The following is a 15,459-nucleotide window of genomic DNA, read 5'->3' on the forward strand; positions in this document are numbered from 1 at the left end:
CGTTCGAGGCGTCGAAATGGCGAAGATATCGGGCTTGGGCGGACGCAGCGGGTAGCATCGCTACCCGCAAGGCCGCACGAGCCTGAGATCGAAGCCATTTCGGCGTCCCTGCGGGATTTGACCGATTTTGCCCATGGCTTCGTCGGCAAGTCTTGAAATATCGACATATTCCCGCGTCTTGCTTCCTCGCCCTGAGCAAAATCGCTTCAAACCTCGAACGGCAAATTAATGGGCCCTGACCCTAAACCGCGCGCAGCAATCCAGCGCGGCCCGCCCACGCTCCGGATTGCCGCGCGGCTTCGCCGCTCGCGGGTGACGACAAATCTTGCCCTATCATGAAAACGCGCTCGTCGCGCTGCATCTCCTCGATCAGCGCCTCGCGCAGCGCCGCGCGGTAACTCAGCGTACGCACGCCATTGGCCGGCCGATCGCTCATGCAGCGCCTCCCGCGCTCAACAGTCCTTCGAAGATTCGCTCGGGCCCGGGCTTGGTGGCCGATAACGCATGCTCGACAGCGCGTTCCATCGCCTTTGCCTCCTCGGCCCGGATCTGGTCGAGCCGATGCTGTTCCACACCTCTTTCGAGAAGCCTCTGCGCCGCGATCGCCTCAGGATCGCGCGTTTCCATCGCCTCCAACTCCGCTTTGTCGCGGTAGGCCTGATCGCCCGCGGAACAGGAATGGAAAATGCCGCCGCAACGCCGGCGACGAAACGAAATGGGGGCCGGCATCGCTGCCAGCCCCCACTATCCGGTTTTGTCCTGCGCTGCCGCCTGCCCCATCCCGGTCCGCTGTCTTGCGATCAGCAAACCGCCAAACGAGGCGCCGTGACGCGCGCCGGAACAATCCGGCGACGGTTCGGTCGGCCCCCTTGCGGGGGCCGGCCTCACCGGAAGGCCCTTCGTCATCTCGTCCGGCATCTGCCGAAGCAGTCGCCTTTCCCGAGCGATGGTCTGCCTTCCAATCGCCTGATCGGGTTCGCTTCAACTCGTGGGAATATCCGCGTTCCGTGATCGGGCTATCGGTCGTTTCGTCGTCCGACCCTTCCGTTTCCGTCCGACTGGTCTTGCAACCAGTCTTTCCGTCCCGGCGGTCCGACGTCTCTGTCGTCCGATGATTGGAAGCTGTCACGAAGCGCCGCCGCCGCCAACAGAAAAAGCGCGGAATCGCCCTTTCGAGCGCCCGCGCCTGTGGATAAGTCCGGCATTAGCAACTTGGCTTTGCTGCGCAGCATTTTTGTAACAAGAGCGCAGCATTTTCGGATTCGGATCGCCTTGGGTTTCATGTCGTAGCCCGACTCGATCGACGCGACTCGCTTGCTTTCACTGTGTAAAACACATATAGTATCGCATGGATTTCGATTATGACGTCGACAAGGACAGCATAAAGCGATTCAAGCATCGACTGCCGCTCCTGTTCGGCAAGCGCATTTTCGACGATCCGGCGCATGTCATCGTCCCCACGATACGAATCGGGATGAGGAAGAACGGTACAAGGCAATCGGTCTTGTCGACGGCAAACTCCATACCGCAGTCCATGTATGGCGCGGCGGTGTGGTCAGGCTGATTTCGGTCAGACGGAGCAATGCACGTGAACAAAGAGACTATCATAGCGATCCCGGCGGATCGAAATGACCCGGAAGACCGCGACGTCAGCGTTGCGGGGCTCGAACGCGGATTGATGGGCCGCCGCATCCGCATGCTCCGCAATCGCCTGGGCATGAGCCAGGACGAGTTCGCGCAAGCCTATGGCATTCCGGTCGCCAATATCCGCCAATATGAGATCGGCCGCCACATGCCGCCCCCGGCGGTACGCGCCTACCTCAAGGTGATTGCGGCGGAACCGGAGATGACGAAGCGGGCGGTGGCGGGGTAGCCCTCACGGCTTACGCCCGCCCCAAATCCCCCTTGCCGATGGTGCCCGACGCCATTTCGAGCATGCGGTCGAGGCTCTTCTTCGCGCCCAGGCGCAATTCCTCGTCCAGCTCGATCCGCGGCTGAAGGTCGCGCAGCGCGAGGTAGAGCTTCTCCATCGTGTTGAGCGCCATGTACGGACAGATGTTGCAGTTGCAATTGCCGTCGGCGCCCGGCGCGCCGATGAAATTCTTTTCGGGCAGCGCCTTTTCCATCTGGTGGATGATGTGCGGTTCGGTCGCGACGATCAGCGTGTCGCCGGGGAAGGTCTTGGCGAATTGCAGGATGCCGCTCGTCGATCCGACATAATCGGCATGGTCGACGATATAGGGCGGGCATTCGGGGTGCGCCGCGACCGGCGCGTCGGGGTGCTGCGCCTTCAGCTTGAGCAGTTCGGTCTCGCTGAACGCCTCGTGGACGATGCACACGCCCGGCCACAGCAGCATGTCGCGCCCGAACTTGCGGTTCATATAGCCGCCGAGGTGCCGGTCGGGTCCGAAGATGATCTTCTGCTCGGGCGGAAGCTGGCCGATGATCGTCTCGGCGCTCGACGAAGTGACGATGATGTCGCTGAGCGCCTTCACCGCCGCCGAGCAGTTGATGTAGGTCAGCGCGATATGGTCGGGGTGCGCGGCGCGGAAACGCGCGAACTGCTCGGGCGGACAGCTGTCCTCGAGACTGCATCCCGCATCCATGTCGGGCAGCACGACGATCTTTTCGGGCGACAATATCTTCGCCGTCTCCGCCATGAACTTGACGCCGCAAAAGGCGATGACGTCGGCGTCGGTCTCGGCGGCCTTGCGCGACAATTCCAGCGAATCACCCACAAAATCCGCAAGATCCTGAATCTCGGGCTTCTGGTAATAATGCGCGAGGATCACGGCGTTGCGTTCCTTGCGCAGCCGGTCGATCTCGGCGCGCAGGTCGAGGCCCGAAAGATTTTCGCGGATGGGAGCAGTCATGGCTTTATCCTTATCTGGTCCTGGCCCCCTCGCCATCGGGGGCCGCGTTCCCCTACACGCTGCCCAGCGGCAGGGCAATTCATGCGATCGGTCGACACAATATCTCCCCTCCCGCTTGCGGGAGGGGTCGGGGGTGGGCCGGCGGCGATGCGGTTAACCCACCCCGCTGCGACTAACGAGCCAGCTCGCAAGTCTCGCTGCCCCTCCCGCAAGCGGGAGGGGAGATCAATTGGCGAAGCGCGCCGTCACTTTCGCGTCGATCCCCGCGGCCTTGAGCGGCATCGCGAAGCTCTGCTCGATCGCGGCGCGGGCGGCGCCTTCGGCGAGGCGCATCGGGGTCGATCCCTTCGCCTGCTTGATCAGTTCTTCCTGTGCCGCCTTGCGGTTGGCGGCGTCGAGCACCGCCTCGGCATCGGTGAGCGTCAGCAGGATCGCGCCGTCGCGAAACTCGCTGATTGCGTCGATATCGATCTCCGGCCCCGCGAGGCGCAGCGGCGGCAGCGCGACGGTGAGCGTACCGGCCGCCGCGTCCCAGTCGAGGTCCGACGGCTTGAGTTTGCCGAGGTCGAGTTCGTAGCGTACCGTGCCGGGCATGATCAGCGTCTTCTTCGCGCTGAGCCCCAGGCGGCTTTGTGTCGAGGTCACCACCGCTACATAGCGCGCGGTGAAGGGCACCAGCACATTCTGTTCCTGAAGCCCTTGCAGGCTCGCCGCGACGACCGTTTCGGGATCATAACTCTTCTGCCAGCCGTCCCACGCGCGCCAGCCGAGGAAGATCGCGGCCGCCAACAGGACGACGATCAGGATGCGGAAGGCGCCCCGGCTCACGCCGCGAGGCTCCAGGCGTCGCCGTCGCGCAGCACGCGGCCGCGCGCCTCGAGGTCGAGCAGGTGCGCGAGCACCGAACGGCCGGCGGCGCCGGTCAGGCGCGGGTCGAGACCCTTGTACATATGGCTCACCATGTCGGGCACCACGCGCACGCCCTGTTCGAGTTCCCGCAATATCTGCCGCTCGCGCTGGCGGCGGTGGCCGAGCATGCCGCGAACAAGCTGCTTCGGCTTCGCGACCGCCGGGCCGTGCGCGGGATAATAGACGCGGTCGTCGCGCTCGTAGAGCTTCTGCAGGCTCGCCATATAGGCCGCCATGTCGCCGTCGGGCGGGCTGACGACGCTGGTCGACCAGGCCATGACATGATCGCCGGTGAACAGCGCCCCGCTTTCGACGAGCGCGAAGCAGAGGTGGTTGGACGTGTGCCCCGGCGTCGCCACCGCTTCGAGCGTCCAGCCGTCGCCGGCTACGCGCTCGCCGTCGGCGAGGACGCGGTCGGGGGCATAATCGGGGTCGAAGGCCGAATCGGCGCGCGGCCCATCGTCGGACAGCGCGAGCGGGGCGCAGCCGACGATCGGCGCGCCGGTCGCCTCCTTCAGCGGACGCGCCGCCGGGCTGTGGTCGCGGTGCGTGTGGGTGCACAGGATCGCGGCGACGCGCCGCCCCTCCACCGCGCGCAGGATCGCGTCGACATGACCGGCGCCGTTGGCGTCGGGCGGATCGCCGATGCTCATTCCCGATCCGGTCGGGCCGGGGTCGATCACCGCGACGTCGCGGCCCGCCCCGACCAGCCAGGTCTGGGTGCCGGTGAAGGTATAGGGCGAGGGATTGGGCGCGAGCACGCGCCGGACCAGCGGCTCGTGCTGCTCGCACTCGCCGGCGTGGATCGTGTCGGGCCAGGGCTTTTCGTCGGTCACGGCGCCCATGTGGCATCGCCGGACCGAAAGGAAAAGGGCCGGGCGACAGAAAGGGGGCGCGACACCCTCGCCCGGCGGCGCCCACGGCCGCGAGGCCTGTCGGAAAATTTGACAGGTCGGCACGCCGGCAAGGTTTCGCTAACCAGCGTAACCCTGCAAATCCGCGCACTCGCCGATCTGGCACGACGCTTGTATGGCATATTCCGTTCCCGAGTGTTCCGCTCAATGGAGCGGCAGGGGGTATCGGTCTGGTCCCCGCTACCCCCTGCCCCCACCGGGACATCCCCACTTACCCCCAAAGGCAAAAGGGGGGCGGAGCGGCCGAACGGCCCCGCCCCCCGGTTGCTTTTTCGGAACCGTTCAGGGCGACGGCCGCCCGATCGCCGATGCGGGCAGCGGCGCTTCCGGATCGGCGAGGCGCACCCGGTTCCGCCCCGCCCCCTTCGCCGCATAGAGTGCAGTGTCGGCGCGCCGCAGCAGTTCCTCCAGATCGTCCGCGTCGGTGCGGCCCGTCGCGACGCCCAGGCTGACCGTGACGACCCCGCCGCCCGGCAAGCCGTCGTGACGGATCGCCGCGCCCTCGATCGCCTGGCGAATGGCCTCGGCCACCGACAGGGCGGGCGCCTGGCCGGTATCGGGCAGAAGGATCAGTATCTCCTCTCCGCCATAGCGGAACACCGTGCCCTGTTCGTCCACCTGCTTGCGCACGATGTCGCTCACTCGCTGGATGCAGGCATCGCCGTCGACGTGGCCGTGGACGTCGTTGTAGAGCTTGAAGCTGTCGATATCGAGCATCAGCAGCGAGATGGTACGCGCCGTCCCCGGCGCCCAGATCGCGTGGCGCGACCGGCGCAGCGAATGGCGGTTGTAAAGCCCGGTCATCGGGTCGCGTTCCGACAGGGCGGTCAACTGCGCCTGCAACGCTTCCCCGCGCAGGCGGTTGAGGAAATTCTGGCGGTCGACCCGCTCGGCGAAATAGGCCGACAGCGCGAGGAAGATGCCGAGCGTGATGTGGAAGGACACGATACCCGAATAGGTCACGGCGTCGAAGCTGCCGTTGAGGCCCGTCGTTGCGATCTGGATCGCGACCATCGCCGCCAGCCCCGCGAGGACGGTCGGAAAGCGCGGGCGGAGCACGATGACGAAGAAGGCGAGCGTGCCGACGCTGCCCGTCTGATAGACGAAGAGATGGTCGCTCCGCGAAAAGACCAGCATCGCCATCGGCAGCGACAGGCCGAGCAGGCCGACCCCCAGCGCCAGCCGGTCGTAGGTCGCGGGCGAAGGCCACCTCCGCATGATCCAGACCACCGCGACGGCGTAGGGCAGGAACAGGCCGAGGCGCAGGGCGATGACCGTCGGCGCGACGTCGGGCATCATGCTGAGGTCGCCGAGGATCGCCACCAGATAGAGCAGAGTGCCGAGGAAGGCCCACAGCGGCACCATGCGGGCGCGGCTTTTCAGATATTCGCGCAGGAAGACCGCTTCGACGGGATCGGAAAAACGCAGGCGCCGCAGCCCGCGCTCCATTTCGCGATCCATCTCGTCAATGGCGACGGAGCGACCTTCCGCTGCCTGCATGGAGTCACCTATGCGTTAGCCGGATCCTTCCAGCCGGGAAAGCCGCACCGACCCGGATGCCGCCTATTCCGCACGCGCCGGGATGTCGTCCATCAGCTGATGCAGTTCGCCGGCCTCCCACATCTCCATCATGATGTCGCTGCCGCCGACGAATTCGCCCTTCACATAAAGCTGCGGAATCGTCGGCCAGTCGGAGAATTCCTTGATGCCCTGGCGAATTTCCATGTCCTGCAGCACGTCGACCGAGTCGTAGGCGACGCCGAGCCGGTCGAGCATCGCGACCGCCCGCGAGGAAAAGCCGCACTGCGGAAACAGCGGCGTCCCCTTCATGAACAGCAGCACGGGATGATCGGCGACCAGCTTCGCGATGCGGTCGTGGACGGTGGGGTCGCTCATGATATGCCTCCGATGGCGCGGGTGCGCCGAAAAATACGCGGGATACCCCTTATGAAGGGATGGCGGTGGTCAATTGCAAGGCATGAAGTTCGCCGCCCATGCGGCCGCCGAGCGCGGCATAGACGGCCTTGTGCTGCGCGACGCGCGTCATGCCGCGAAAGGATTCGCACACGACATGCGCCGCGAAATGATCGCCGTCGCCGGCAAGGTCGGTGATCGTCACCTCGGCACCCGGAAAGGCCGTCGTGATCGCCGCCCGCAAATCCGCCTCGTGCATCGCCATCGCGCTGCCCCTCCTCAGCCCTGGCTGCCGTCCAGACTGTCCATGAACTGGCGGCGCGCCTCGGCCGTCTTGTCGTTGAGCACGGCACGGATCTCCGCATCGCTGATCTCGACCGCCGCGGCGGTGAGATCGCCCGCGAGCTTGCGGATCACGTCCTCGTCGCCCGCTTCCTCGAAATCGGCCTGCACGACCGCCTTCGCATAGGCGTCGGTCTCTTCGGGGGTCAGCCCCATGCGTTCGGCCGCCCATTCGCCGACCAGCCGGTTGCGGCGGGCGGTGATGCGGAACTGGACTTCCTGGTCGCGCGCGAACTTCGCTTCAAAGGCACGCTTGCGATCATCGAATTGCGTCATCTTGTCCTCACGAAAAGAGCCTGAGAGCCTGTCGGCCCCAGATAGGTCGCCCCCGTGCCGGGCGCAAGCCGCCTGTGCGGCAACGAACGGTTATCCCGCCCCGCCGGACTGTGCGGCAGATCACTTCCTTTTTTCGAACGAAGGGTTTAGGGTCCGCGGCGACGGGAATGGGGTCGTACCGCAGCGATGAAGACTGCGCCTCGTCGCAAAGCGACGGCCGGGCACAACCGGCCTGTATGGGGGATTTGACCATGACCGCGCGACGTTCCAACCTCTTGCCGGCGCTCGCCCTCGCGACGCTTGCGGCGCCGTGCGCGGTCGCGGCGCAGGGCGACGATCCGACGCTGCGCGACAGTTTCTCGATCGGCAGCCAGGGCGGGTCGCTGTGCGAGGTGCAGGCGACGGTCCGCGACCCGGTGATCGACGGCATGTTCGACCGCGCGTGGACGATCCTGTGCCGCGACGCGAGCCAGCCCGTCGGCCATGTCCGCATGCTGCGCGCCACCCCCGCCGAAGCGCTGGCGCGAATCGAGAAGGCGCGCGCGGGGACGATCGCCTGCACCGCCCCCGACGCTTGTACCGTCAAGGACAGCGCCATCGCGTGGCGGACGCGGATCGAGGCCGACGGCAACACCGCCTATGCCGTCGAGGGCTTCGCCGCCTATGACGACGCGTTGACGCTGGCGCTCGAATCGATCCGCACCCGCCGGATCGTCCCGGGGGTCATCAGGGCCGCGACGACATCGATCGGCGGCAACGACGGCTTCGCGCGCACGCTGGCGGGAGCGATCGACATCGACAAGGCTCTTGCCGAGGGATACCGCCGCAACCACAGCGGCGACTATGCCGAGGCGGCCGAATTCTTCGAGGCGCTGTCGCGCCGCACCGCGGAGGAACAGGCGGCGGCCGACCTCGATCCCACCGAATTCATCCTGAACCGCGCGCTGCAGAAATCGAACCTCGGCGAATTCGCGGAGGCCGAGCGGCTGTTCTCAGAGGTCGAGGCGATCCCGACCAGCGACCCGGTCCAGCTTCGCCTGCGTCGCAATTTCCGCGCGATCGACGCGCTCAACCGCCACCAGTATGACGCTGCCGCCGAATTGCTGCAGGCGCCGTTGCCGTCGTTCGCCACCGCCGCGGCGGCCGCCGACGGCACGGTGACGCTGACTCCGGAGGTCGCCGCCGGCATCAACAGCGGCGCGAGCGCACGCGCGATCCGCCAGACCTCCGACCGCGAACGGCTGACCCCGGCAGAGCGCGCGCGGATCATCGACGCGCAGGCGACGCACCTGCTGGGCACCGTCGAGCGGCTGCGCGGCAATGCCGCCGCTGCGAAGACCGCGCAGCTCCGCGGCCTCGACGAGGCGCTCGCGGTGCGCGAAGGCCGCGTGACCTCGATCGTCCGCCTGCGCTCGCAGATGCTCGGCGAACTGGCGCTGAGCGAAGAGGCGATGGGCGAGATCGCGGACGCCGACGCGCGTTTCCAGCAATCGGTGCAGGCGCTCGCGGTCGAATATCCCGAAACCACCGCGCTCGCTTCGGCGCGCGCGCGCTACGCTGCCTTCCTGACGCGCAACGGCCAACCGGACAAAGCGCTCGGCATCTATCGCGACGTGGTGGCGTCGCTGGCGAATTCGCAGCGTTCGACGGCGGGAATGGCCAATATGATGGCCCCCTATTACCGGCTGCTAACCGAGCGCGCCGCGAGCGATCCCGCGGCGGTCGGCGATTTCTTCGTCGCCAGCCAGCTCCAGGTCCGTCCCGGCGTCGCCGATACGCAGGCGGTGCTGGCGCGCGAATTGTCGAGCGGCAGCGACGAGGGCGCGGCGCTGTTCCGCCAGGCGACGACGCTGAGCCGCGATATCGAACGCGCGCGGATCGAGGATGCACGGCTCGCGCAGATGCCCGCAACGCCGGAAATCGGCGCACTGCGCGCCGACCTGCGCACCCAGCTCGACAATCTGTCGACCCAGCAGGCCGAAACGGTCACGCGCCTGTCGGCCTTTCCGCAATATCGCGCGGTGACACCGGGCAAGATCGACCTCGCCGACCTGCAAGGCACGCTGCGGTCCGACGAGGCCTATCTGAAGATGCTCGTCGTCGGCGATGCCGTCTATGCCATGCTGATCGATCGCGGCGCGGCGCGGCTGTGGCAGGCCGATATCGGCGCCGGAGGACTGGAAAGCGCGGTCGACGCGATCCGGTCGACCATCTCGACGGTCGAGAACGGGCGCCGCGTCACCTATCCCTTCGACGCCGCGACGGCGCGCAAGCTTTATGCGCAGCTGTTCGGACCGGTGGCGGATCGCCTGCCGGGAATCCCGCATCTGATCTTCGAACCCGACGGCGCGATGCTGCGCCTGCCGATCACCCTGCTCGTCACCTCCGACACCGGGCTCGCCGACTATGAACAGCGACTGCTCGACCCCAATGCCGATGCGTTCGACATGCGCCGGATCGCCTGGCTGGGCCGCACCGTCCGGCCGAGCACCGCCGTGTCCGCGCTCGCCTTCCACAACGCCCGCCAGACCGCGCCGTCGAGCGCCGCCAAGCAATATTTCGGGCTCGGCCACAATGCGCCCGTCGCCGGCCTGCTGCCGTCGCTCGGCACCCGCGGCGCAGGCGGCGCCATCGGCAGCGACGCCGAGTGCCGCTGGGACATCGGCCAATGGGGTCGCCCGATCTCCGCCGACGAACTGGTCGAGGCGAAGAGCCGGATGAGTCCCGAGGCGGCGATGCTGCTGACCGGCAGCGCCTTCACCGACACCGCGGTCAAGACCCGCACCGACCTCGGCGATTATCGCATCATCCATTTCGCCACCCACGGGCTGGTGACGGCACCGCGCCCCTCCTGCCCCGCGCGGCCGGCGCTGGTGACATCGTTCGGCGACGGCGATTCGGACGGGCTGCTGACCTTTCAGGAGATTTTCGACCTCAAGCTCGACGCCGACCTCGTCATCCTGTCGGCCTGCGACACCGCGGGCGCGGCGTCGGTGTCGGCGACGCGCGAGGCAGGGGTCGCGAGCGGCGGCGGCAACGCGCTCGACGGGCTGGTGCGCGCCTTCATCGGCGCCGGCGGCCGTTCGGTGATCGCGAGCCATTGGCCCGCGCCCGACGATTTCGACGCGACCAAGCGGCTGATCGGCGGGCTGTTCGCCGCACCGCAGGGCGAAAGCATCGCCGACGCGCTCGCCGCCACGCAGATGCGGCTGATGGACGACAAACAGACCTCGCACCCCTATTATTGGGCGGGTTTCGCGATCGTCGGCGACGGCGGCCAGCCGCTGCTGCACGATGGCGCGGCACCGACGCCGGCACCGATCGTCCCGGCAGGCCGCGCCGCGCGCTGAACCGATGACGCGACCGCAGGCATCCCCCGACGCGGCCGAACGGCCCGCCACCGTTCCGCTGGGCAAGCGCCTGCGGCGGCTGGCGACGCAGCTTGGGCCGTCGCGCATGGCGGCGACCCTGCTGTTCCTGTTGCTCGCCGTGCTGATCGCGCGGACGAGCTGGCAGATTCCGCTGATCAACGATGCCGAGCGGGCGCTCTACGATGCGCGCGCGACGCTGATGGCGCCGAAGGTCGCGCAGGACAAGCGCATCGTCCTGATCACCTACAACGACGAGACGCTGTTCAACACCGGCATCCGCTCGCCGCTCGACCGCACCCTGCTCGCGCGCGCGCTCGCCAATATCGACCAGATGGGGGCAAAGGCGATCGGCATCGACATCGCCTTCGATTCGCCGCGCCCCGACGATCCACTACTGAAAAGCCAGCTTCGCGCGATGCGGACGCCGACGTGGCTCGCCTATGCCGAGCAGGCGAGCAATCCGAACACGATCTTCTACGAACAGCAGAGGTTCCTTCAGACCTTCATCGCCGACGTCGCCACCGCGACGACGAAGCCGACGAGCGTGCTGTTCCGCACCGACGGCGACGGGGTGATCCGCACCTGGCCCGACCGGCCGAAGACGCTGCCGCCGCTGATGGCGAACGCGCTGGCGCCGGTCGACGCGGCACACGCCGATTTCCAGGGCAATATCCGCTTTCTGACCCCGGCGCGCGCGACCGCGGGGCAGGAAGAGCCGGTGTTCGCCAACCTGCCCATCGACACCTTCGCTATGCCCATGGACGCCGACCTGCGCGCCAGCCTGTCGGAGCTGGTGCGCGGACGCTATGTGCTGATCGGCGGCGACATCATCGACAACGATCAGTTCAATACGCCGATGAGCCGCTTCACCGACCCGCTGACCGGGCTGCACGAAACGATGATTGGGCTGGAGGTCCACGCGCATATGCTCGCGCAGCAGCTCGACGGGGCGTGGACGACGCCGATTCCGGGCGCGCTGCTGTGGGCGCTCGCCCTGCTCGTCGTGCTGGCGGGCGGGCTGACCAGCCTGATCGACGTGCGCGCGCGCTGGGTGGCGCTCGCCTTCCTCGTCCAGATGGCCTTTTTCGTCGTCGTCCCCTTCTGGTTCCAGGGGCGCGGCATCGACACCACCACCCTGCCCGCCTTCGGCTGGGCGCTCGGCTGGCTGTTCGGCTATGCCGCCGTCGGTACCGCGGCGCGCACCATCGGGTCGCGCCAGCGCGCCTTCGCGCAGTCGGCGCTCGGCAAATATCTGCCCGCCGACGTCGCCGCGCAGATCATGCGCGACCCCGACCAGCTTTCGCTGCACGGCGAGCGGCGCACCATCTATTGCGTGTTCACCGACCTCGAGGGCTTCACCAAGCTGAGCCACGCGACGACGCCGGAAACGGTGGCGCGCCTGCTCAACGAATATCTCGACCGGCTGTCGGACATCGTGCTCGACCATGGCGGGACGATCGACAAGTTCGTCGGCGATGCCGTCGTCGCCTTCTGGGGAGCGCCGATCGGCCGCCCCGACGACGGCGAAAAGGCCGCCGCCGCCGCGCTCGCCATGTATCGGGCGGGGGAACAATTCCGCGTCGACATGGCCGAGGGCGTCCCGCCGCTGGGCATGACGCGCGTCGGGCTGCACGTCGGCGACGCGATCGTCGGCAATTTCGGCGGCGAAGGGCGCATCCAATATACCGCGCTCGGCGACAGCATGAACACCGCCTCGCGGCTCGAATCGGCGAACAAGAGCCTGAAGACCGGCGTGCTGATCTCTGCCGAGGCGGCCGAGCGGTCGGGCCGCGACGATCTGGTGCCGATGGGACGGGTGACGCTGCGCGGCCGCGCGCGGCCGGTCGACGTCTTCACGCCGCGCCCCGACCTGAACGCCGCGCAGCGCGGCCGCATCGCCGCGCTTGTCGCCGCGCACGCGGCGGGCGATAGGAAAGCCTATGTGACCGGCGCCACAGCGCTGGCCGGCGAGTTCGGACAGGATGCCGCCATCCTGTTCCTGATCGAACGCCTGAACGAGACCGAAAAGGGAGAAAGCTATGTTCTGTCCTGATTTGCGGATGCGCCGTGCCGGCCTGGCCCTCGCCGCCTCTGTCCTCGCCGTTGCGCTCGCCGGCACCGCCGCCGCCCAGTCGATGGTGGTGCGCTCGACCGGACCGTCGGCGGCCAAATATCCGACCGGCGCGAAGCTGAAGGCGAGCGACCGGGTGACGCTGGTCGCGGGCGACAAGGTCGTGCTGATGCAGAGCGGCCGGACACGGACGCTGTCGGGGCCGGGCACCTTCAACGCCGGGGGCACGATCCAGGCCAGCCAGTCGATGGGCACGACGGTGACGCGCATGCTGGCCAAGGGGCCGACGACGCGGTCGCGCGGCGGATTCTCGCGCGGCCCCGACGAGCCGGTGCCCGCCGAGATGCGCGCGCCGAACCTGTGGCTGCTCGACTATCGCGAGGGCGGCACCTTCTGCGTCGCCGATCCCGCGACGCTGATGCTGTGGCGCCCGCACATGGAAAGCGACGAACTGCTCAAGATCGAGCATGGCGACCGCGGCGAAACCGTCGCCTTCGTGTCGGGCGCCAATTTCCGCAAATGGCCGACCGACGCCGTGCCGATCCAATATGGCGTCGACTATCGCCTGTCGGGCGCCGGCCTGACCGCGCCGGTCACGGTGCGCTTCGCACAGGTCGAAGCGGCGCCCGACACCGTCGAGGGATCGATCGACGTGCTGATGGCGAAGGGCTGCACGCCGCAGCTCGACCGCCTGGTCGACGCGATGTCGGAGGCGGAAGCCGCCGGCGGCTGACGAACGGCCGGAGGCCGGAGGCATCGGGCGGTCATTGAACCCGTCCGATGCATCTGGTAGCACCGGGAAAAATTACAGCCGCACAACCGGCTGAACCTTTCCCTGGGTCGTATATTCGCGGTGCCGCCGATGCGGCGGACGCGACAAGACGGGGCGGCCGGCCATGCCGGGACGCGCCAGTACGCAAGGGGTGGACATGATCGATCTGGGGCAATCGGACGCACCGGCAACCGCGCGGCGGACACGATCCGGGCGGCGCCGGTCATGGGGCTGGTCCGCCGGGCTGGTCATGGCGGCATGTCCGCTCCCCGCGATCGCGCAGGCGACCCCGCAGGTTCCGACGCGCGAGGAGATCCAGCAGCCGTCGCTGCCCCCCGCGGTTCCCCCGGGCGAACGCATCGTCGCCGCCGACGACAGCATCGAGCGCGCGCCCTGCCCGCTCGCCAACCCCGAATATGCGAGCACGCGCATCACGCTGCGCGGCGTCCGCTTCTCCAGCGTCGAAGGCATCGACCCGGCGATGCTCGATGCCAGCTGGTCCGACCGCGTCGGCCAGTCGTGGCCGATCTCGGTCGTGTGCGACATTCGCGACCATGCCGCCACGATCCTGCGCGCCAGGGGCTATCTGGCCGCGGTGCGCGTTCCGCCGCAGACGATCGCCGACGGCATCGTTCAGCTCGACATCCTCGCCGCGCGGATGACGCGGATCGAGGTGCGCGGCGACGCGGGCAGCAACGAACGGCTGCTGCAACGCTATCTTTCCCGGCTCGACGATCAGCCGGTGTTCAACATCATCGATGCCGAGCGCTATCTGCTGCTGGCGCGCGACATTCCCGGCATGGATGCGCGGCTGACGCTGCGCCCCGGCGCCAATCCGGGCGAGGTGGTCGGCGAGGTGCGCGTCGCCCGCACCCCGGTGATGTTCGACGCCAATATCCAGAATTTCGGATCGCGCGACGTCGGCCGCCTGGGCGGGGTCGCGCGCGTCCGTGTCGCCGGGCTGACCGGTATGGGCGACCTGACCACCGCCAGCATCTATTCGACCGCCGACTTCAAGGAACAGCAGGTCGTGCAGCTCGCGCACGAATTCCGCGTCGGCGGCGACGGCCTGCGGCTGGGCGGCAGCTATACCTATGCCTGGACGCGGCCCGACGTCGCCGGATTGCCGATCAGATCGAACACGCAGATCGTCAGCCTCTTCGCCTCCTACCCCGTCGCGCTGGCGCAGGCGCACCGGCTGACGCTGTCGGGCGGGCTCGACCTGATCGACCAGGATATCGGGTTCGGCGGCGTGCCGCTCAACCGCGACCGGCTGCGCGTCTTCAACCTGCGCGCCGATGCCGCCTGGATCGACCCCGCCGCGATCGCCGGGCGCGACGGCTACAGCCCCGCCGAGCCGCTCTGGTCCTTCGCCTCGTCGATCGAGGCGCGGCAGGGCGTCGATTTCCTCGGCGCCAGCGACGATTGCGGGCCGGGCGGCGCGGCCTGCTTCCTGCCCGGCGCGGTGCCGCTGACCCGGATCGAGGGCAAGCCCGACGCCTTCCTGCTGCGCGCCAACGCGCTCGCCGAATGGCGTCCGGTCAAGCAGTTCACGCTGTCGGCTGCCCCGCGCGCGCAATGGGCGAGCGATCCGCTGCTCGCCTATGAGGAGTTTTCGGGGGGCAATTTCACCGTCGGTCGCGGGTTCGATCCCGGCACGGTGATCGGCGACAGCGGCGTCGCGGTCGCATTCGAGGCGCGAGTGGGCTCGTTCGTTCCCGCCAATATCGAAAGTTTCGCGCTCCAGCCCTTCGCCTTCTTCGACGCCGCATGGGTGTGGAACAAGGACAGCGCCTTCAACGGGCTCAATCCGCAAAAGCTCTATTCCGCCGGCGGCGGCGTCCGCGTCGCCTATGGCAACGCCGCGCGGCTCGACGTGACGCTCGCGGTGCCGCTCAACCGGGCGGGATTCCTCACGCAGCGCCCCGACCCCCGCCTGCTCGTGTCGCTGACCACCCAGTTCGGTATCGTCCAGTCCGGCACAGGGAGGCGCTGAGCCATGATTTTTGCAGCAAGG

General features: G+C 67.9%; 15 protein-coding genes. 6 read left to right on the forward strand and 9 right to left on the reverse strand.

Annotation, left to right across the window (positions count from 1 at the left end):
- Positions 1-241: 241 nt before the first annotated feature.
- Entirely contained in the window at positions 242-436 is a 195-nt protein-coding gene (locus ABS88_RS17695; RefSeq protein WP_076074310.1) for a hypothetical protein, read from the reverse strand.
- Positions 433-729, reverse strand: coding sequence for a hypothetical protein (locus ABS88_RS17700; protein ID WP_104959362.1), 297 nt, complete (start codon positions 727-729; stop codon positions 433-435). Before ABS88_RS17700 ends, ABS88_RS17695 begins: the two co-directional genes overlap by 4 nt.
- 660 nt (positions 730-1,389) lie before the next feature.
- Between ABS88_RS17700 and ABS88_RS17705 the strand changes: the two genes are divergently transcribed.
- Both ABS88_RS17705 and ABS88_RS17710 read left to right on the forward strand, forming a co-directional pair.
- Entirely contained in the window at positions 1,390-1,632 is a 243-nt protein-coding gene (locus ABS88_RS17705) for a BrnT family toxin (protein WP_234002702.1), read from the forward strand.
- Complete coding sequence (locus ABS88_RS17710; RefSeq protein WP_104959361.1) at positions 1,589-1,873, forward strand: helix-turn-helix domain-containing protein; 285 nt, start codon at positions 1,589-1,591, stop codon at positions 1,871-1,873. Before ABS88_RS17705 ends, ABS88_RS17710 begins: the two co-directional genes overlap by 44 nt.
- A gap of 10 nt (positions 1,874-1,883) precedes the next feature.
- On the opposite strand, the gene nadA is transcribed toward ABS88_RS17710, so the two are convergent.
- The 7 genes from nadA to ABS88_RS17745 form a co-directional block, all read right to left on the reverse strand.
- Entirely contained in the window at positions 1,884-2,873 is a 990-nt protein-coding gene (gene nadA / locus ABS88_RS17715; RefSeq protein ID WP_104959360.1) for a quinolinate synthase NadA, read from the reverse strand.
- Positions 2,874-3,098: 225 nt separating this feature from the next.
- Positions 3,099-3,701: a DUF4230 domain-containing protein gene (locus tag ABS88_RS17720; protein ID WP_104959359.1), complete on the reverse strand. Its 603-nt coding sequence runs from the start codon at positions 3,699-3,701 to the stop codon at positions 3,099-3,101.
- Complete coding sequence (locus tag ABS88_RS17725; RefSeq protein ID WP_234002571.1) at positions 3,698-4,627, reverse strand: MBL fold metallo-hydrolase; 930 nt, start codon at positions 4,625-4,627, stop codon at positions 3,698-3,700. Before ABS88_RS17725 ends, ABS88_RS17720 begins: the two co-directional genes overlap by 4 nt.
- A 351-nt stretch (positions 4,628-4,978) precedes the next feature.
- On the reverse strand, positions 4,979-6,145 hold the full coding sequence (locus ABS88_RS17730) for a GGDEF domain-containing protein (RefSeq protein ID WP_286750248.1): 1,167 nt from the start codon (positions 6,143-6,145) through the stop codon (positions 4,979-4,981).
- A gap of 114 nt (positions 6,146-6,259) precedes the next feature.
- Positions 6,260-6,592, reverse strand: a complete 333-nt coding sequence (gene grxD / locus ABS88_RS17735; RefSeq protein ID WP_067111307.1) for a Grx4 family monothiol glutaredoxin — start codon at positions 6,590-6,592, stop codon at positions 6,260-6,262.
- Positions 6,593-6,641: 49 nt separating this feature from the next.
- Complete coding sequence (locus ABS88_RS17740) at positions 6,642-6,875, reverse strand: BolA/IbaG family iron-sulfur metabolism protein (protein ID WP_067111308.1); 234 nt, start codon at positions 6,873-6,875, stop codon at positions 6,642-6,644.
- A 14-nt stretch (positions 6,876-6,889) separates the two neighbouring features.
- Positions 6,890-7,228 carry a DUF1476 domain-containing protein gene (locus ABS88_RS17745; protein ID WP_067111309.1) on the reverse strand — a complete coding sequence of 113 codons (339 nt, stop codon included), beginning with the start codon at positions 7,226-7,228 and terminating at the stop codon, positions 6,890-6,892.
- Between the two features lie 251 nt (positions 7,229-7,479).
- On the opposite strand from ABS88_RS17745, the gene ABS88_RS17750 reads away from it, so the two are divergent.
- The 4 genes from ABS88_RS17750 to ABS88_RS17765 all read left to right on the forward strand — a co-directional run bounded on the left by ABS88_RS17750 (position 7,480) and on the right by ABS88_RS17765 (position 15,438).
- Positions 7,480-10,578, forward strand: a complete 3,099-nt coding sequence (locus tag ABS88_RS17750; protein ID WP_104960291.1) for a CHAT domain-containing protein — start codon at positions 7,480-7,482, stop codon at positions 10,576-10,578.
- Positions 10,579-10,582: 4 nt separating this feature from the next.
- Positions 10,583-12,652, forward strand: a complete 2,070-nt coding sequence (locus tag ABS88_RS17755; protein WP_083675202.1) for an adenylate/guanylate cyclase domain-containing protein — start codon at positions 10,583-10,585, stop codon at positions 12,650-12,652.
- Positions 12,639-13,403, forward strand: a complete 765-nt coding sequence (locus ABS88_RS17760; RefSeq protein ID WP_076074301.1) for a hypothetical protein — start codon at positions 12,639-12,641, stop codon at positions 13,401-13,403. The genes ABS88_RS17755 and ABS88_RS17760 overlap by 14 nt, the downstream gene beginning before the upstream one ends.
- A 196-nt stretch (positions 13,404-13,599) precedes the next feature.
- Complete coding sequence (locus ABS88_RS17765; protein WP_158682069.1) at positions 13,600-15,438, forward strand: ShlB/FhaC/HecB family hemolysin secretion/activation protein; 1,839 nt, start codon at positions 13,600-13,602, stop codon at positions 15,436-15,438.
- Positions 15,439-15,459: the final 21 nt, after the last annotated feature.

The sequence above is a fragment of the Sphingopyxis sp. SCN 67-31 genome (assembly GCF_001725095.1).